The organism is Halomonas sp. DP8Y7-3, assembly GCF_019801675.1.
Classification (GTDB): Bacteria; Pseudomonadota; Gammaproteobacteria; order Pseudomonadales; family Halomonadaceae; genus Halomonas; species Halomonas litopenaei_A.
Genome location: NZ_JAHVIO010000020.1, coordinates 35,591 through 52,027, shown reverse-complemented (window position 1 = coordinate 52,027; position 16,437 = coordinate 35,591). Strand labels below are relative to the sequence as shown.

Annotated in this window: 15 protein-coding genes; 10 read left to right on the top strand and 5 right to left on the bottom strand. The window is 61.8% G+C overall.

The features are described 5' to 3' along the window. A partial coding sequence (locus tag KUV86_RS19875; protein ID WP_222486395.1) for a type I secretion C-terminal target domain-containing protein occupies nt 1–2,997 on the top strand: 2,997 nt, incomplete at its 5' end. Between the two features lie 229 nt (nt 2,998–3,226). Here KUV86_RS19875 and cobO read toward each other — a convergent pair. Continuing rightward, nucleotides 3,227–3,832 carry a cob(I)yrinic acid a,c-diamide adenosyltransferase gene (gene cobO, locus KUV86_RS19870; protein ID WP_222164328.1) on the bottom strand — a complete coding sequence of 202 codons (606 nt, stop codon included), beginning with the start codon at nt 3,830–3,832 and terminating at the stop codon, nt 3,227–3,229. 104 nt (nt 3,833–3,936) lie between these two features. Beyond that, nucleotides 3,937–5,421, bottom strand: a complete 1,485-nt coding sequence (locus KUV86_RS19865) for a RimK family protein (protein WP_308126724.1) — start codon at nt 5,419–5,421, stop codon at nt 3,937–3,939. A 244-nt stretch (nt 5,422–5,665) separates the two neighbouring features. On the opposite strand from KUV86_RS19865, the gene KUV86_RS19860 reads away from it, so the two are divergent. From KUV86_RS19860 to pepN, 4 genes are all read left to right on the top strand, one after another. Further along, nucleotides 5,666–6,361 (top strand): GNAT family N-acetyltransferase, encoded by a 696-nt coding sequence (locus KUV86_RS19860; RefSeq protein WP_222486393.1) that lies wholly within the window; start codon nt 5,666–5,668, stop codon nt 6,359–6,361. A gap of 23 nt (nt 6,362–6,384) precedes the next feature. Beyond that, nucleotides 6,385–6,870 (top strand): YajQ family cyclic di-GMP-binding protein, encoded by a 486-nt coding sequence (locus tag KUV86_RS19855; RefSeq protein ID WP_206944859.1) that lies wholly within the window; start codon nt 6,385–6,387, stop codon nt 6,868–6,870. Nucleotides 6,871–7,110: 240 nt separating this feature from the next. Then, nucleotides 7,111–7,491 (top strand): YbaN family protein, encoded by a 381-nt coding sequence (locus KUV86_RS19850; RefSeq protein ID WP_224852175.1) that lies wholly within the window; start codon nt 7,111–7,113, stop codon nt 7,489–7,491. A gap of 85 nt (nt 7,492–7,576) precedes the next feature. Continuing rightward, nucleotides 7,577–10,210 carry an aminopeptidase N gene (gene pepN / locus KUV86_RS19845; RefSeq protein ID WP_222486391.1) on the top strand — a complete coding sequence of 878 codons (2,634 nt, stop codon included), beginning with the start codon at nt 7,577–7,579 and terminating at the stop codon, nt 10,208–10,210. Between the two features lie 82 nt (nt 10,211–10,292). Here pepN and KUV86_RS19840 read toward each other — a convergent pair whose 3' ends face one another. Beyond that, complete coding sequence (locus tag KUV86_RS19840) at nt 10,293–10,580, bottom strand: hypothetical protein (protein ID WP_224852176.1); 288 nt, start codon at nt 10,578–10,580, stop codon at nt 10,293–10,295. 136 nt (nt 10,581–10,716) lie between these two features. Beyond that, nucleotides 10,717–12,339 (bottom strand): cation:proton antiporter family protein, encoded by a 1,623-nt coding sequence (locus KUV86_RS19835; protein WP_222486389.1) that lies wholly within the window; start codon nt 12,337–12,339, stop codon nt 10,717–10,719. A gap of 243 nt (nt 12,340–12,582) precedes the next feature. Between KUV86_RS19835 and yegS the strand changes: the two genes are divergently transcribed. From yegS to KUV86_RS19820, 3 genes are all read left to right on the top strand, one after another. Next, nucleotides 12,583–13,512 (top strand): lipid kinase YegS, encoded by a 930-nt coding sequence (gene yegS / locus KUV86_RS19830; protein ID WP_206944855.1) that lies wholly within the window; start codon nt 12,583–12,585, stop codon nt 13,510–13,512. Further along, nucleotides 13,502–13,642 carry a hypothetical protein gene (locus KUV86_RS19825; protein WP_222486387.1) on the top strand — a complete coding sequence of 47 codons (141 nt, stop codon included), beginning with the start codon at nt 13,502–13,504 and terminating at the stop codon, nt 13,640–13,642. Before yegS ends, KUV86_RS19825 begins: the two co-directional genes overlap by 11 nt. Before the next feature lie 156 nt (nt 13,643–13,798). Further along, the gene (locus tag KUV86_RS19820; RefSeq protein WP_222486385.1) at nt 13,799–14,608 is read left to right on the top strand and encodes a hypothetical protein; all 810 of its coding nucleotides are present in this window, start codon (nt 13,799–13,801) and stop codon (nt 14,606–14,608) included. 172 nt (nt 14,609–14,780) lie between these two features. Here the strand turns inward: KUV86_RS19820 and KUV86_RS19815 are convergent, their stop codons facing one another. Further along, entirely contained in the window at nt 14,781–14,987 is a 207-nt protein-coding gene (locus tag KUV86_RS19815; RefSeq protein ID WP_206944852.1) for a cold-shock protein, read from the bottom strand. Nucleotides 14,988–15,355: 368 nt separating this feature from the next. Between KUV86_RS19815 and KUV86_RS19810 the strand changes: the two genes are divergently transcribed. Both KUV86_RS19810 and KUV86_RS19805 read left to right on the top strand, forming a co-directional pair. Then, nucleotides 15,356–15,778 carry an NINE protein gene (locus KUV86_RS19810; protein ID WP_224852177.1) on the top strand — a complete coding sequence of 141 codons (423 nt, stop codon included), beginning with the start codon at nt 15,356–15,358 and terminating at the stop codon, nt 15,776–15,778. Continuing rightward, complete coding sequence (locus KUV86_RS19805; RefSeq protein ID WP_374107046.1) at nt 15,775–16,434, top strand: LysE family translocator; 660 nt, start codon at nt 15,775–15,777, stop codon at nt 16,432–16,434. The genes KUV86_RS19810 and KUV86_RS19805 overlap by 4 nt, the downstream gene beginning before the upstream one ends. Nucleotides 16,435–16,437: the final 3 nt, after the last annotated feature.

Here is a 16,437-nt window from a genome sequence, read left to right as displayed (position 1 = left end):
GAGGTGGATGAAGCCGGTCTGGACGACGGCGGCAGCCAGGCTGCCACCGACCTGGAGACCACCAGCGGCACCATCGCCATCGATACCGGCTCCGACAGCGTGGGCTCGGTGGTGATCAGTGGCGTGGACGTGACCAATGGCGGCACCGTGCAGGGTACCTACGGCACCCTGGTCGTCAGCGTGGTGAATGGGGACTACAGCTACAGCTACACCCTGGACGACAACACCACCGACCATAGCAGCCAGGGCACCGGCAGCGACGGCATCCAGGACGTGTTCAGCCTGGTGGTGACCGACTCCGATGGCGACGCCAGCGATCCGGCCAATCTGACCATCGATATCAAGGATGACGTGCCACAACAGTTCTCGCCGGCGGAGCACGCGCTGGAGGACGGAAGCGGCATCCTGGACTTCGGACCCAATGCAGGGGCAGACGGGGTCAAGGAGATGGTGTTCGACGCCAGTCTAGACGGCCAGCCGGCGACGGATAGCTCAGGCAACGCTCTGCGAGTCGACGGCAAGCCGCTGACCTATCGACTCAGTGCCGATGGCACCACACTTTATGCCGAGTCTGCGAATGGGGCTGAAGATGGCTTTAGCGTGACCCTGGCGCAGACCGGAGATGGCTATACCATCGATGTGGTCGGTGACGTCAGTAATGGCGTCGATGTCGCTGCCGAACTCGAGGACGGCGAGAGCGTGACGGGTGGCTATCTCGCGCTGAATCACCTGGATAATGCCAGTGATAACGACCTGCTGGTGTCCAGCAGCAGCGGAGCCGTGGTCGTCGACGATGGCAAGATCGCCGTCGCCACGGGTGCTAGCGTGCGCTTCGATGCCCTGAAGGACCTTGTCGCGGGAACTGGCGGCCCGAGCTGGACCGACCATCAAGGCATGGTCAGCTTCTCCCAGCGGGTGCAGGTGGCAGGCGGCGAAGGTGCCACCACGGCACTGGTCATTGCGGCATTGCTCTACTCGCCCGATGGCAGCGCCGGCAGTGGCGATCCCAGCACCGGATCCAGCGGCTATCTTGCCGTGACGCCCGCCGACATCAAGGTCTTCAACGCCATTGGGGTGGATGTGACCAGCCAGGTCAGCGTGACCGCTGACGGCAACGGCCTGCGCGTGACCGGGTTGAAGGACGGCTGGCAGGTGACGCTGGAAACCGCGAGCGACCGGCCCTTTGAAGCGGTGGAAATCACCGCGGCGGATAGCGGCAGCACCAGCAACGATGACCTGCTGCTTGAGGATGCGTCCTATCGTCTGGGCGGCCCCAGCGACGACTTCGACGTCCAGCTTGGACTGATTGGTCGCGATGGTGATGACGACGAGCTATCCGCTAGCCTGACCTTGCATGGGGATGCCAAGGACAAGCTGCTGGTGGGCGGCAACGGAGAGCAGACCCTGACGGGCGGTGGTGGTGACGACGTGATCATCGGCGATGCAGGTGGCACGCTCGATGAGCCCGCTGGCAACTACAACATCACCCTGATCGTCGATAGCTCTGGCAGTATGGGCAACAGCTCTGGGGTCAACGGCAAGTCGCGCATGCAGCTGGCCAAGGAGGCCCTGCAGAACCTGGTGACCCAGCTCAGCGGCCACGAGGGCACCATCAACCTTCAGATTGTCGACTTCGATAGCGCGGTGGGCAACGGCGACACCATCACCTTCACCAACTTCAGCGCGGCAGACCTGCCAGCAGCGATCGCCTTTATCAATGCCATGATCGCGGGAGGGGGGACCAACTATGAGGATGGCTTCGATGCGGCACGGGACTGGTTTGCCAGCCAGGGCAACGGCTTCACCAATATCGGCTTCTTCCTGACGGATGGTGTGCCGACCTACTACCGCGGCTCCACTGGTGGCCTCGGCGGCAACGGCAGCACCTTTAGCCAGACGGTGATGAACGAGTCGGTCAATGCGTTTGGCGAGCTGGCCTCAGTGGCCCAGGTGGCCGCCATTGGGATCGGCGAGGGCATCAATTCCAATGTGCTGCGCTTCTTTGATAACACCAATACGGTCGGTACAGCGTCTACCAACCTGAGCGGTGGTACGAATGATGCCTTTGATGCGCCGGTGGGCCAGCCTCAGATCGTCTTGAGCGGTGGCGATCTTGATGCGGCGCTGCAGGAAGCCGCCGCCAGCCTGCTGCCGGTCGGTGCCGATACCCTCAGTGGTGGCGGTGGGGACGACATTCTGGTCGCCGACACCTTGAACAGTGATCATCTCGAATGGGTCAACGCGGCCACCGGCGAAACCTTCACCGCGGGCGACCACGACGGTCTGGGTTATGCAGGCCTGTACGCCTACCTGACCTGGACACAGGAGAACCCAGGCGGCAGCGGTGTGGCGGATCGCATTGCCGATGCGACTGGATCGGCCCCCAGCGATGAGGAAATTCGTGCCTACATTCGTGCCGAGATCGACAACCTTGGGGATGGTCGCGATGACGGTGCGGCCAACATCCTGGACGGCGGAGACGGTGATGATCTGCTGATCGGAGGTGCAGGAGCCGATACGCTGATTGGCGGTGTCGGCAACGATACGCTGATCGGTGGCAAGGGCAACGACACCTTGCAGGGTGGTGACGGTGATGACGTGTTGGCTGGCGGCAAGGGTAACGACATCATCGACCTGGGAAGCGGCGCCGATATCCTGGCCTGGAATCAGGGCGATGCCGGCACCAACGGCGCCCCGGCCGTCGACATCATCAGCGGCTTCACGGTGGGTGGCTTCGGGGTGGACCCAGAAGCAGACCGTCTGGAAGTGGCTGATCTGCTGGATGGTGCCACTGACGCCAGCGTCAACGACTATCTCTTTGCTCAGGAAGATGGCAATGGGAACACGGTGCTGCACGTCAAGAGCAGTGGAGGCATTGCCGCTAATGGCAACGATGCCGATCAGACCATCGTGCTCAATGGCGTCACCATGGGAGGGCAGGACTCCGCCACCTTCCTGCAGCAGATGATCGCCAACGACCAGCTGCAGGTAGAGTGATGCGAGCCGAGGGGCGCGGGGCGACAAGACGTCGCCGAGCCGTCAGTCCTCGTCGTTGCAGCGGCGCTTGGTGTCAGCGGCGCACAGGTTCCAGCGGCACGTCGTTTTAGAGGTAGGTAGTAGCTTGAGACAATCGGCCCGGGAGCATGCTCCCGGGCCGATTGTTTTGCTGCGTGACAGGGAATGCGGTCGGTCTGTCGGCAGCAGGGCTACACGATCGGCAGCAGGATCAGAAGTCGATCCCGCGGCGTGCCTTGAGCCCTGCCGCAAAGCCGTGCTTGACTTCCTGCATCTCGGTGACGGTATCGGCCATGGCCACCAGCTCCCTATGGGCGTTGCGCCCGGTGATGATCACGGTCTGTTCTGGCGGGCGGTTGGCGATCGCGGTGCGCACCGTGTCGATATCCAGGTAGCCAAACTTGAGCATATAGGTGATCTCGTCGAGCACGACCAGATAGACCTCAGGGTCCGCCAGCATGCGACTGGCCTGTTGCCATACCTCTTGACAGGCCTGGGTGTCCGACTCGCGGTTCTGGGTGTCCCAGGTAAAGCCTGTCGCCATGATAGCCACTTCGAGGTTGGCATCCTGCTCAAGCCGTTCGCGCTCGCCACACTCCCAAAGACCCTTGATGAACTGCACGACGCCCACCCGATAGCCGTAGCCCAGCGCGCGAGTCACCGTGCCCCAGGCCGCCGTCGTCTTGCCTTTGCCATTGCCCGTGAAAACCAGCATCAGTCCGCGCTCTTCCTCTGCCGCGGCGACCTTGGCATCGACGTGGCTCTTGAGCTTTTCCATGGCCTTCTTGTGGCGCTCGTTGCGTTGCTGATCGCTCATGCTGGCTCCGATTTTCTGGTCGTGAATGCGCAGGGTAGCCGAGTCGCTCGCTGGCGTCAGCCCGAAGGCCGTCACGCTGGGCCATCACGGCGCCATCGTGACGGTCACGGATCCTGCTTGCCAGCTTCCATACGCCGGGCAAACACGTCCAGCAGGCGATCGTAGAGGGCGTCCCCCAGCACGTTGTCCTCGATACCCGCATCAATATTGGGATTGTCGTTGACCTCGATGACCAGAACTCGCTCGCCGACTTGCTTGAGGTCAACGCCGTAGAGGCCGTTGCCGATCAGTCGGCATGCCTTGAGGGCAGTGCGCAGTACCGCCGCAGGCACATCACTGATCGGATGGCTGGTGAAGCCGCCGCTGCGAGTCCGCGGGCCGGAATGGTCGTAGATCTGCCAATGTCCACGGGCCATGTAGTAGCGACTGGCAAACAGTGGCTGACCATCGAGCACGCCGATGCGCCAGTCGTAGTCGGTGGGAAGCCATTCCTGCAGCAGCAACAGGTCCGAGCTTTCGAACAGAATGCTGGCCTCCCGGGCCAGGGCCTCCGCCGACGCCACCTTCACCACGCCCTTGGAGAACGCGCCATCGGGAACCTTCAGCACCCTTGGAAAACTGAGCTCGCGAGCCTGTTCGATCAGCCGCTCAGCACTGGAGCGGCGCAGCAAAAGCCCTTCGGGCGCTGGCACATTGCGAGTGCGCAGCAGCTCATGCAGGTAGACCTTGTTGGTGCAACGCAGAATATCCTGAGGTGCGTCGATTACCACCAGCCCTTCATGTTCTGCACGCCGGGCCATGCGCCAGGTCGGGTGGTCAAGCGACGTGGTTTCGCGCAGGAACAGCCCGTCGAATTCCGCCAGGCGTGCGCTGTCGCGATGGGTGATCAGCGATACATTGATTCCCTGGCGGCGCCCGGCGCGAATGAAGCGCTTGAGCGCACCCTTGTTGCTGGGTGGCAGTCGCTCTTCCGGGTTGACCAGCATGGCCAGGTCAAAACGATAGCGACGCCTGGCCCGTGGGGTGCGCCAGACCTTCAGTGAGTGACGATTCAGGGCGCGGGCAAAGGTGTCTTGCTCGTGCTCCTTGAGTCGCGATAGCGCCAGGGGGCGAAGGCGTGCCAGCCGGTAGCTGTGGCCCTGACGTGTCAGGCGCGCTTCCAGCAGCGGGCAGGGCAGGCGCTCGAAAAGTCGCCTGGCGATCTTTGCCAGCGGGGCGGCATCACACTCGCCAAAAAAGATGGTGACGTCGATCGTGTCGCCAAGCTGCTGGCTGGCTGCCACCTTGCCCAGATCCTCCAGCAGCGGCGCCAGGCCTTCGAGCTGCATGTCGGTGGTGGACTTGCGACGCAGCGTGTTGAGGGTATCCACCGTGGGGATCACCCTCGCTCCACGCGCCTGAGCAAGCAACGAGACATAGTAGCCAGTCCCCAGGTAGCCGAGATCCGCGCACAGGTTGATGACCTGTTCGCTGCCGGACGTTGCCGCCGATGCAAGATAGGTCTCGGCATCGATCACATCGTCGCTGGGGTGATAGGGCTGCCAGTCGCGCTGGCGGTCAACCACGATACGCAGTGCACACATCGTCATGGGGCCTCGGGCAGGGGGGAAGGGGCGGGGCTCGATCGTTCTGGCAGCCGGCGAGGGAGCAGGAGGAGTGTCTGGTCGAGTGGCGCAAGAATGCACCTGAGCCAGCCGCAAAGCAATATGCTATCTGGGTGAAAAAAATTCATTCATCGACGGCTGACAGCGGGCCTCGGGAGCGACAGAATCGAGCGATATACTCCGTCGTCGCCGACACGGAATTCGTGGCCTTGCATGGAAGTCTTTCTCGATGTCTGTTGTCCTGCGCCCGGCGGTCCCAGCCGATCTCGATGCTCTCGAGTCGCTGGAACGTCGTGGCTTCAGCGGTGATCGTTTCAATCGTCGTCAGCTCAGGTATCTGCTGACCCGCGCCAGGGCAATCACCCTGCTTGCTGTCCCGGCGGAGGCCGGCGACGCTGATGGGGCGGTTCCGCCCGAGGGGAGGTTGCTCGGATACGGCACCCTGTTGCTGCGCAAGGGCAGTCAGACAGCGCGGCTTTACTCGCTTTGCGTGGCGCCAGAGGCCCGCGGTGATGGCGTAGGTCGGGCGTTGCTGCTGGCCTTGCAGCAGCAGGCCCGGGCGTCAGGCTGCTCGGGCATGAGCCTTGAGGTGCGTGCCGATAACCGCGTGGCTCTCGGGCTGTATCGACGTGCCGGGTTCCGCCTGGATGCCTGGCTGGACGAGTACTACGAGGATGGCTGCGCCGCCTGGAAAATGATCCTGACGCTGGGCGAATCGACAGGCGCCCCCACTCAGGCGGGGGGAGCAGAAGGGGGACAGGTGGTGAGACAAAGGACACCTCGAGCCTCGGCGACTGCCTCGGCGACGGACTCGGCGAGCGTCTCTTCACAAGAGCAGACGCAGGATCCGACGGACCCTCAGCACGACGCTGAAGAGGTTGGTCCGCAAGGTGCCTCGCAGGCACCGCTTCCAGTGGTAGACTAGCGCTTTTACCCCTTGGAGTGAGCATGCCCTCTTTCGATATTGTTTCCGAATTTGATCGCCACGAGGCACAGAACGCCGTGGATCAGGCCAACCGAGAGGTCCAGGGGCGCTTCGATTTCCGTGGCGTCGACGCCGGGTTCGAGCTGTCCGACGAGACCGTTGCACTGCATGCCGAGGTGGACTTCCAGCTCCAGCAGATGCTCGACGTTCTGCGCAACAAGCTGATTGCTCGTAGCATCGATCCGCGCACCATGGACGTGCAGGATGCCGAGCTGTCCGGGGTGAAGGCTCGCCAGAACGTCTTGCTCAAGCAAGGCCTGGAGCAGAAGGAAGCCAAGGATATCGTCAAGCGGATCAAGGACTCCAAGCTCAAGGTGCAGGCGCAGATTCAGGGCGACAAGGTGCGCGTCACTGGCAAGAAACGGGATGACCTGCAGAGCGTCATGGCGCTGCTGCGTGGTGATGATGGGCCTGATCTCGCCCTGCAGTTCGATAACTTCCGAGATTGAGCGCAACGCCATGGCGAGCAGGGGCGACGGCCTGAGGTCGGCATCCGGGGCATCGGTAGCCTGTCGGGTGTCGATAGCCGCTCAGATGTCGAGAGGCTCTAAGATGTCGATAGCCTCGTGCAATTGGCCCCTGCTCGACCGTTGCGGTTCAATGGGAGTTTCAGCGATCAACGGCCGTGTGCGCGGGGCGGTCAACCGCTTTTTCCATCGCACCCTCTGCCGCACCATCGGAGCTTACCCTTGATAACCACCACGCGCCGTGTGGCGTGGCAAATGCTTGCCTGGATCAGCTTTGCCCTTGGCGTCATCGGGGCCTTCGTCCCCCTTATGCCCAGCACCTGCTTCTTGCTGGTGGCGGTGTGGGCGGCATCCAAGGGGTCGCCACGCTTCGCCCGTTGGATACGGGAACACCCGCGCTTCGGCCCCGCGGTGGTGGCGTGGGAAGAGTCGGGTGCGATCCCTCGTCATGCCAAGTGGATGGCCCTGGTGATGCTGTCGCTGTCGGTGATCGTGCTGCTGTTCACGGTATCCCTCTGGTGGTTGAAGCTGGGCCTGGTGACGATGCTGGCCGGTATCGCCATCTGGATCTTCACGCGACCCGAGCCCGCGTCCTCGTCCTGAACCGCTCAATGCGCTGCCGGCGCTTTGAGCCTGGCCCCTCCATGCCCGTACAATGGCGACGACTTTTCTGATTGGAGCATCCCCGATGTCCGACCCCCAGCCGATTCATCTCAGCGACTATCTTCCCCCGGCTTACCGTGTCACGCGCACCGAGTTGTCCTTTGATCTGGCGCCTGGCGCGACCCGCGTCAAGGCCAGGCTGCATCTTGAGCGCCATCCTGAGCGCGAGGCCGGCGAAGCGCTGTGGCTGGATGGGGAGCAGCTGTCACTGGTGTCCATCGCTATCGATGGGCGGCCGCTGTCCAATGACGAGTACGAGCTGAGCGACAAGGGGCTGTCCATCGCCAAGGTGCCTGCCTCCTTCGTGCTGGAGACTGACGTCGAGATTGCTCCTGAGGACAACACGGCACTGTCAGGCCTCTATCGCTCCGGGGGCATGTTCTGCACCCAGTGTGAGGCGGAGGGCTTTCGCCGGATCACCTTCTATCCCGATCGTCCCGATGTGATGGCTACCTTCTCCACCACCGTGGTGGGGGATGTCACGCGTGAGCCGGTGCTGTTGTCCAATGGCAACCCCGTTGAGCGTGGCGAACTGCCGGATGGGCGTCATTTTGTCACCTGGGAAGACCCGCATCCCAAGCCTGCCTACCTGTTTGCCCTGGTCGCCGGCGACCTCGAGAAGGTGGAAAATCACTTCACCACCATGAGCGGGCGTGACGTCACCCTGCAGATCTGGGTGGAAGAAGAAAACCTCGACAAGACCGAGCACGCCATGGCGTCGTTGAAGCGCTCCATGGCGTGGGACGAGCAGGCCTACGGTCGCGAATATGACCTGGACCTGTTCATGATTGTCGCGGTCAATGATTTCAACATGGGCGCCATGGAGAACAAGGGCCTCAACATCTTCAACTCCGCGGCGGTGCTGACCCATCCGAAGACCGCTACCGACGCCGCTTTCCAGCGCGTCGAGGGTATCGTGGCCCACGAGTACTTCCATAACTGGTCGGGCAACAGGGTGACCTGCCGCGACTGGTTTCAGCTGTCGCTGAAAGAGGGCTTTACCGTCTTCCGTGACCAGTGTTTCTCGGCTGACGTGAACTCTGCGCCGGTCAAGCGTATCGAAGAAGTGTCCTTCTTTCGTACCGCTCAGTTTGCGGAAGATGCGGGTCCCACCGCTCACCCGGTGCGTCCTGAGTCCTACATCGAGATCGGCAACTTCTATACCCTGACCATCTACGAGAAAGGGGCAGAGATTGTGCGGATGCTGTCTAACCTGGTCGGGCCGGAGACCTTCCGCGAGGGGTCAGACCTGTACTTCTCCCGGTTTGATGGTCAGGCAGTGACGATCGAAGACTTTGTCGACTGCATGGCGGAAGTGTCCGGTCTGGATCTGGGGCAGTTCATGCGCTGGTACTCCCAGGCGGGCACTCCGGAAATCGATGCCTTTGGCGAGTACGATTACGCCAACTCCCGCTATCGCTTGATCCTGCGTCAGCGTACCCCGTCAACCCCGGGGCAGCCCGACAAGCAGGCGCTGCATATTCCGGTGCGCCTGGGTCTTGTCGGTACCAAGAGCGGCAGAGACCTGAGCATGACGCTTGACGGCGAAACCCTGGGCCGTGACGCCGTCATCCATCTGCGTGAAGACGAACAGGAGTTCATCTTCACCGACATCGAGGAAGCGCCGGTGCCCTCCCTGCTGCGTGGGTTCTCAGCGCCGGTGAAGCTGTCGTTCCCTTACTCGCGGGAAGACCTGGCGTTCCTGATGGCTCATGACAGCGATGGCTTTAATCGCTGGGACGCTGGCCAGCGTCTGACCCTGCTGGCTCTGGACGACCTGATTGCGGCCCATCGCAATGGCGTCGAGAAGGTCATGGACGGGCGCTTGGTCGACGCCTTCCGCGCGCTGATCGAAGAAGGCAACGATGACAAGGCGGTATTGGCGGAGATGCTGCAGCTGCCGAGCGAGGCCTACATCGCGGAGCAGCAGCCGCTGGTGGATGTGGATGCCATCCATGCCGCTCGGATGTTCGTGCAGCAGTCATTGGCTCGGGAGCTTCGCGACGAGCTGATGGCGCTCTACCACGCCAACCAGAGTGATGCTCCCTATGCCCCGACGCCAGAGCAGATCGGGCAGCGGGCGCTCAAGAACGTGGCGTTGTCCTACCTGATGAGCATCGAGGACGAGGCCGCGATCGAGCTTGCCCAGGCTCAGTTCGATGCCGACCACAACATGACCGACGTGCGCCACGCACTGACCCTGCTGGTGCACAGCAGTCGTTCGGACATTGCTGACCCGGCCCTCAAGGCCTTTGGCCGTAAGTGGTCCCATGATCCGCTGGTGATGGATCAGTGGTTCAGCCTGCAGGTGACCCGCCCCCAGGCAGACGCTCTGGATCGCGTGCGTTACCTGATGGAGCACCCGGCCTTTTCGCTCAAGAACCCAAACAAGGTGCGAGCGTTGATTGGCGCCTTTGCCGGGCAGAATCGGGTCAACTTCCATCGGCTGGACGGGGAAGGATACCGTCTGCTGGCGGAGGTGGTGATCGAGTTGAATCGCCTGAATCCGGAGATCGCGGCACGCATCATCACGCCGCTGACGCGCTGGCAGCGCTTCGACGAGGCGCGCCAGGGGCTGATGCGCGCTGAACTCGAGCGGATTCGTCAGGAGACATTGTCGCCCAATGTCTACGAGATCGTGGAGAAGGCGCTGGCCTGACCCCGGACTCGGAAAGATGCCGAGAAAGACGCCGCCCTGTGGGCGGCGTCTTGCGTTGGCGACATCTAAACCGTGTCAGCGGTTACGGCAGCAGCATGCCCAGGGTCAACAGGCCAAGCAGGGCCCACAGCAACGCCGCGACAGCTGAGCGTGCGAGAATCGCCCGTAGGGCTCGCCACAGGAAGAACAGACCCAGCACCAGCAAGGCCAGACTGAAGAACGAGGGAGCGATACCGAGGGAGCGAGACAAGCCATCGATGAAGCCTGCTGCCGCATCATCAAGGCCGGTAAAAAAGCCTCCCAGGGTGTCGACGACCACCCGTATCAGGGTGCCCAGTGCTTCGCCCAGCCAGGTAAAGAGATCTTCCACCGCCATGCATCCTTGTCATCGATCGTGTACCGCTCCGCAACGCCGGTCGAGGAGGTAAGAGACACGAGTATCCTTGCCATGGGGAGGCGGGGCAACTACCGCCGCAGTGCACCCGCTCCACGCCACCTCGGCTCGGCTAGCCCAGCTGCTGGGTACGCGAGATGATACCGGCTTCCTCGGCGGCACTGTCCGCCAGGGCACGGCCCGCCTCGTCGTAGACATGGTAGACCGCATGGGCGCCAAGCTCGCGGATGGTATCGATCTCTTCCAGGTATTCCACCACCGCAGTGATCTTGCCGGGAAAGTGGCGGCTTCTCAGCTGCTTCAGGGCGAACAGGTTACCCGCATGATGGGGCATGGCCAGCACGACCAGCTCGACCTGCGAAGACATCAGCATCTTGTCCCAGAAATCGGAGTCTACCGCGTCGCCTTCGACGATATTGAAGCCCTTTTCGGCCAGGGTCTTCACGCTTTTCGGGTTGGAGTCCACCCCGAGTACCTTCAGCCCGTATTCCTTTGTCAGACGCCGGTACACGCTGCGACCGATGCGACCCATCCCCAACACCACCGCCTCGGCATCTCCGACTTCGATGGGCCTGTCACTGGGTGACAGCGCCGATTCATCGACCTTGGGCAGGCGCGGTTCGAGCCATTGGTAGAGGCGTTCGCTGAAGGCATTGAGGATGGCTGAAGCGACGAAGCTCAGTGCTACCGCCAGGGACACCACCACCAGCCATTCTGGCGCAAGCCAGCCACTGGACACTGCGATGGCGCCCACGATCAAGCCAAACTCCGAATAGTTGCTGAGGCTCAGCGTCGCCAGTACGGATGTGCGGTGGCGCATGCCAAAGCGCATCAGTATGAGTTGATAGAGCAGACTCTTGAGCGGCAGCAGTACCACCAGCAGCATCGCCAGCCCCAGCAGAGACCAGCTAGGCAGGGCGGTAAGACCGATGCTCAGGAAGAACCCGACCAGCAGCAGTTCCTTGATGTTGAACATGGACCGCGACAACGTCTGAGCGGCGGGGTGGGGCGCCAGCAGCATGCCGATGATCAGCGCGCCCAGATCGCCCTTGACGCCTACCGCCTCGAACAGGCCGTAACCCAGTACCAGCGCCATGACGACGCCGCACAGCATCTGCATCTCGCCGTGACCCATACGATCCAGCAATTTACGCAGCAGCGGCGCAAGGGGAATCAGAGCGAACAGTCCAAGCGCCCAGGGACTGGGCAACTTGCCGGTAGACGCAGTGAGAAAAATCACCGCAAACAGGTCCTGCATGATCAGGATGCCGATGGCCAGGCGGCCGTAAGCCGCCTGGGTTTCACTGCGTTTCTCCAGCACCTTGACGACGAACACCGTGCTGGAGAAAGACATGGCGAAGGCCAGCACCAGCAGCGTCGACAGATCCAGGCCCGCCAGCAATCCGTTGGGAGATGCCAGCCAGCCCAGGGTGACAATGCCCTTCAGGAGCCCCAAGATGACAACAAAAAGTACCACTGAGGCCAGCATATGCAGGCTGGCGCCGCCCCAGACGTCTGGGCGCAGCAGGGTCCTGACGTTGAGTTTCAGCCCGATGGTGAACAGCATCAAGGTTACCCCCAGGTGCGCCACCAGCGTGAGCACAGGCGTTTCATCGTAGCCGAGCACGTTGAGAAGAAAGCCGCCGGCGAGAAAACCGACCAAGGGTGGTAGTCTGAGGGCCATGGCGGCCAGGCCGGACAAGAAGGCGGTCAGCACAAAAATAGGTTCAATCATGCAGGCACTCGGTCAGAAGGGGCTGATAGTGACGACAATTGTAAGGGATGCGTTGTCAGCATGGTGGCGGATATGTGCGTGTTGATGCCACATTGATGCATGTCCCCCTCTGCGAGCTAAAATGCGACTGCGGTGCCAAGTCAAGATAAACGGTGGCTGGGGCGTTGCCCTGTCCACGTGGAGAGCAAACCGCACCAGGATGTGCGATTTACATGAACCCCTTGTGAAGAAGGAACTGTCAGGATGACCCAGCCGCCGGGCACCAATCGGCTGATCCTTAATGGACAATCATCGCAGCTGCCGGAGGTCCGCAGTGCGGTGTTTGCGTGCCGGCGCGGGGGACTCGATGTGGATGTTCGCGTCACCTGGGAGAAAGGAGACGGCGAGCGTCAGGCCACCCAGGCCGGTCGCGATGGCGTCAAGCGCGTGATCGCAGGGGGCGGCGATGGCACCGTACATGAAGTCGTCAATGGTCTGATGCAGCTGCCCCGCAAGGACCGTCCCGAGTTGGCCATCATGCCCTTAGGTAGCGCCAACGATCTGGCCAAGTCATTGGGCTTGCCTTTGGGTCAGGCCGCGTCACTGGATGCGGCATGCCGCTTGCCCAGCCGCTGGATCGATATACCGCGTCTCAACGACCGTTACTTTATCAACATGGCCACCGGCGGGTTCGGCGCGGAAATTACCACGTCCACCCCCCGGCCGCTGAAAAGGCTGATGGGTGGCGGCGCCTACTCGGTGTTTGGTGCCTTCAAGGCCTGGCGCTACCAGCTCTATCAGGGGCACCTGGCCTGGGACGGTGGCGAGAGTCGCGCGGGCATCTTTCTGCTGGGCATTGGCAATGGCATCCAGGCCGGAGGAGGCCAGCAGCTGACCCCGGCAGCGCGGCTGGACGACGGACTGTTCGATGTGCTGCTGGTGCGGGACTTTCGCTCTCTGCGACAGCTCAAGGCCATGATGAGCGAGCTACGTGCGCGGCCCTATCACGGTCAATATGTCGATGCCTTTCGCAGTGCCTGGCTGCGCTTCGAGGCGGATGGGGAGGCACGTTTGCCTCTGACGCTGGACGGCGAGGCCTGCTACCAGCAGGCCTTTGAAGCCCAGGTCATGCCATTGGCGCTGCGACTGACCATGCCGGACAGCTGTCGCATGGCATCACCACGTGGCGAGTAGCCTTGATGTAGCTGATATTGATGTAGCTGATATTGATGTAGCTGATATTGATGTAGCTGATATTGATGTAGCTAATCTTGATGTAGCCGGTATTTATGTAGCTAACCAAGATGTGACCAGCGTTCAGTGAGCCGTCCCGCGGCGAGGGGCGGCGGTTGGTCGGTCAGCGTTGCACCTCGTCAGCGCCTTTGCTGCAATATTTGTGAACGTTTGCGGTCCAAGGTGACATCGATGGATGTTGCCCGCAGTCGTATCAACAGGAGCCCCATGACATGGAGAGAAGACAATGGCAGTGACCCCGCGAGTGGCGGTGGCCGTGGTGGCCCTCAGCATCCCGCTGTGGTTGAGCGGGTGTGAGGGTGAAGACCCAGAGGCCAAGACTCAGACCAGCAGTGCGGAAACTGTGGCTGGTGAGGACTCCTCGTCAGCGCCTGAGGCGGCAACAGATGAAGCGCCAGGCGATACGCTGGCGTCTCAAGGGGACAGTGCCGTGGACACGGCGTCTGAGGGTGATGCATCGCAACGCCCTGAACTGGCAGAAGACGATGCGTCCAGCAATGCTGCTGCAGGCTCCGATATGCCTGAGGGTGCCAGCGTGGAGCTGGGCAGCAGCGCAACCGATACCCTGCAGTCCGAGCAGGCCGTGCCTGGTGAGGCCAGCCGTTCCGACGTTGACGCGATCCTCGAGGAAACCGAGCGCCGGTTTGAAGAGGCCAGCCGCAAGATCGATGAAGCGTATCAGCAAGCGGAGGCGTCGGCCCCGGACAGCTCCGCTACGCAAGCGGCAAGCGTCGATGCTTCGGCGCCTGAGCCGACCAGTGCCGTCGATGGCAGCGGCAATGGGGCGGCCAGCGCTTCACCGCTGGCAGATGGTGATGGGCAAGGCGGCGCCAGCAGTGCGCCTGGCAATGACTCCAGCGAGGTCGATGCCATCCTGGAGGAGACCGAGCGGCGTTTCGAAGAGGCCAGCCGCAAGATCGATGAGACGTTTGAAGAGGCCGAACGACAGGTGCCGGAGACGACCCCTGTCGAGACCAGCGGGAGCGGCCCCACCTACAAGGTGGACGTCAACGCTGAAGGCGAGATCGAGCAGTAGCCGCCCGTACCTTAGTCTCTGGGCTCATACGCTCATAAGAAAGGCCCACCTCGCGGTGGGCCTTTCCGTTACGACGCCGGGTCCAAACCATCATGCTGACAGGTTGTTCCGATGTCGCGGTACTGCATCGCGGGAACAGCGTTCCCGCGTCAAGATGTGACTTGCACGAAGCTTAGTCAGCGATCTTGATGTTGGAGGCCTGAAGGCCTTTCTTGCCCTGGGTCACTTCGAAGGAGACCTTCTGGCCGTCCTGCAGGGACTTGAAGCCTTCAGCCTGAATCTCGGAGAAGTGGGCGAACAGGTCGTCACCGCCGTCGTCCGGAGAGATGAAGCCGTAGCCCTTAGTGTCGTTGAACCACTTGACAGTGCCAGTTGCCATTGTCGATTTCCTTAACTCGCTAAATGATGGTGCTGGTGCAGCCACAGGGGAGCTTTTCTCCCATCATGTGGTCTGAACCCTAGTGCGTGGGCATGACAAGAAAGAAGGGCGCATTGCGTGTTTCGACAATAGATTGTTCGAACTACCACTGACGACGTTTCCACTTGCTGTCCTACGCTGCGACTCAATCAGCGCATTCTCGACGTGTTTGAGAGACACCGCTGGAACGGTTTCTTCAGACAAGCGAGAATGGCCTACCTCGACCCGCCAAGTTACTGTAGATCGAAAGGTCTGCAGCGTCCAGCGGCACGCGTGTTATGGCGTGTCGACGGACCTGACGACAGGGATTCAACATAAAAGGAATCTGCATGACTGCTCCTGCGATGTACAACGACGACACCCATTCCAAGGTAGTGGGCTACCTGCTGTGGTTGTTCGGTTTTCTCGGTGCGCACCGGTTCTATTACGGCAAGCCGGTGACGGGAACCATCTGGTTCTTGACGCTTGGCCTATTCTTCATTGGGTGGATCATTGATCTGTTCTTGATTCCGAGCATGGATCGGGAGGCGGATCTGCGCTTTCGTGGTGGCCCGACCAACTACACGGTGGCCTGGGTGCTGCTGACCTTCCTTGGCGTGTTTGGTCTTCACCGCTTCTACATGGGCAAATGGGTGACCGGAATCATCTATCTGCTGACCGGCGGCCTGTTTCTGGTTGGCATTCTGTATGACTTCTGGACCCTGAACGACCAGATTTCTCTCAAGCACGCCGAGAACCCCGGAGCTCAATGACCATGGCGGAGTGGATGGACGGGCAATTGCTGGCGTTTGTCGTGGCGATCACGCTGCTGAGCGTGACGCCCGGCATCGATACGCTGTTGGTGATTCGAAATACGGCGCGGGGCGGCCTGCGTGATGGTGTGCTTACCAGCATGGGGATCTGCTCTGGTCTGTTTGTCCACGCCACGGTCTCGGCCTTGGGTGTGTCACTGATTCTGCTGCAGTCGGCGTGGGCCTTCTCTGCGCTGAAGCTGGTGGGCGCTGCCTATCTGGCGTGGCTTGGAGTGGCCAGCTTGCGTCAAGCCTGGAAGGGCGGCGGCCTGGAAGTGGCGGCGGTCAGCGGCACCTCGCGGCAAGCGGTTCCGATGTGGCGCCCCCTGCGGGAAGGGCTTCTGTCAAATGTGTTGAACCCCAAGACCGTCGTGTTCTACATGGCCTTTCTGCCGCAGTTCATCGCGCCCACGGATCCCGCCTTGCTCAAGTCGCTGTGGCTGGCGGGCATCCACTTCATCATCGCGAACGTCTGGCAGATTCTGGTCGCGGTGCTGGTGGGAAGCGCCAGCCACTGGCTGGCACGGCCCGCGTTCTCCCGGGTGCTCAATGGCTTGACCGGGGGCGTGCTGGTGGCGTTTGGTATCAAGTTGGCGCTGACCAGGGCGCCGGCGTAAGGC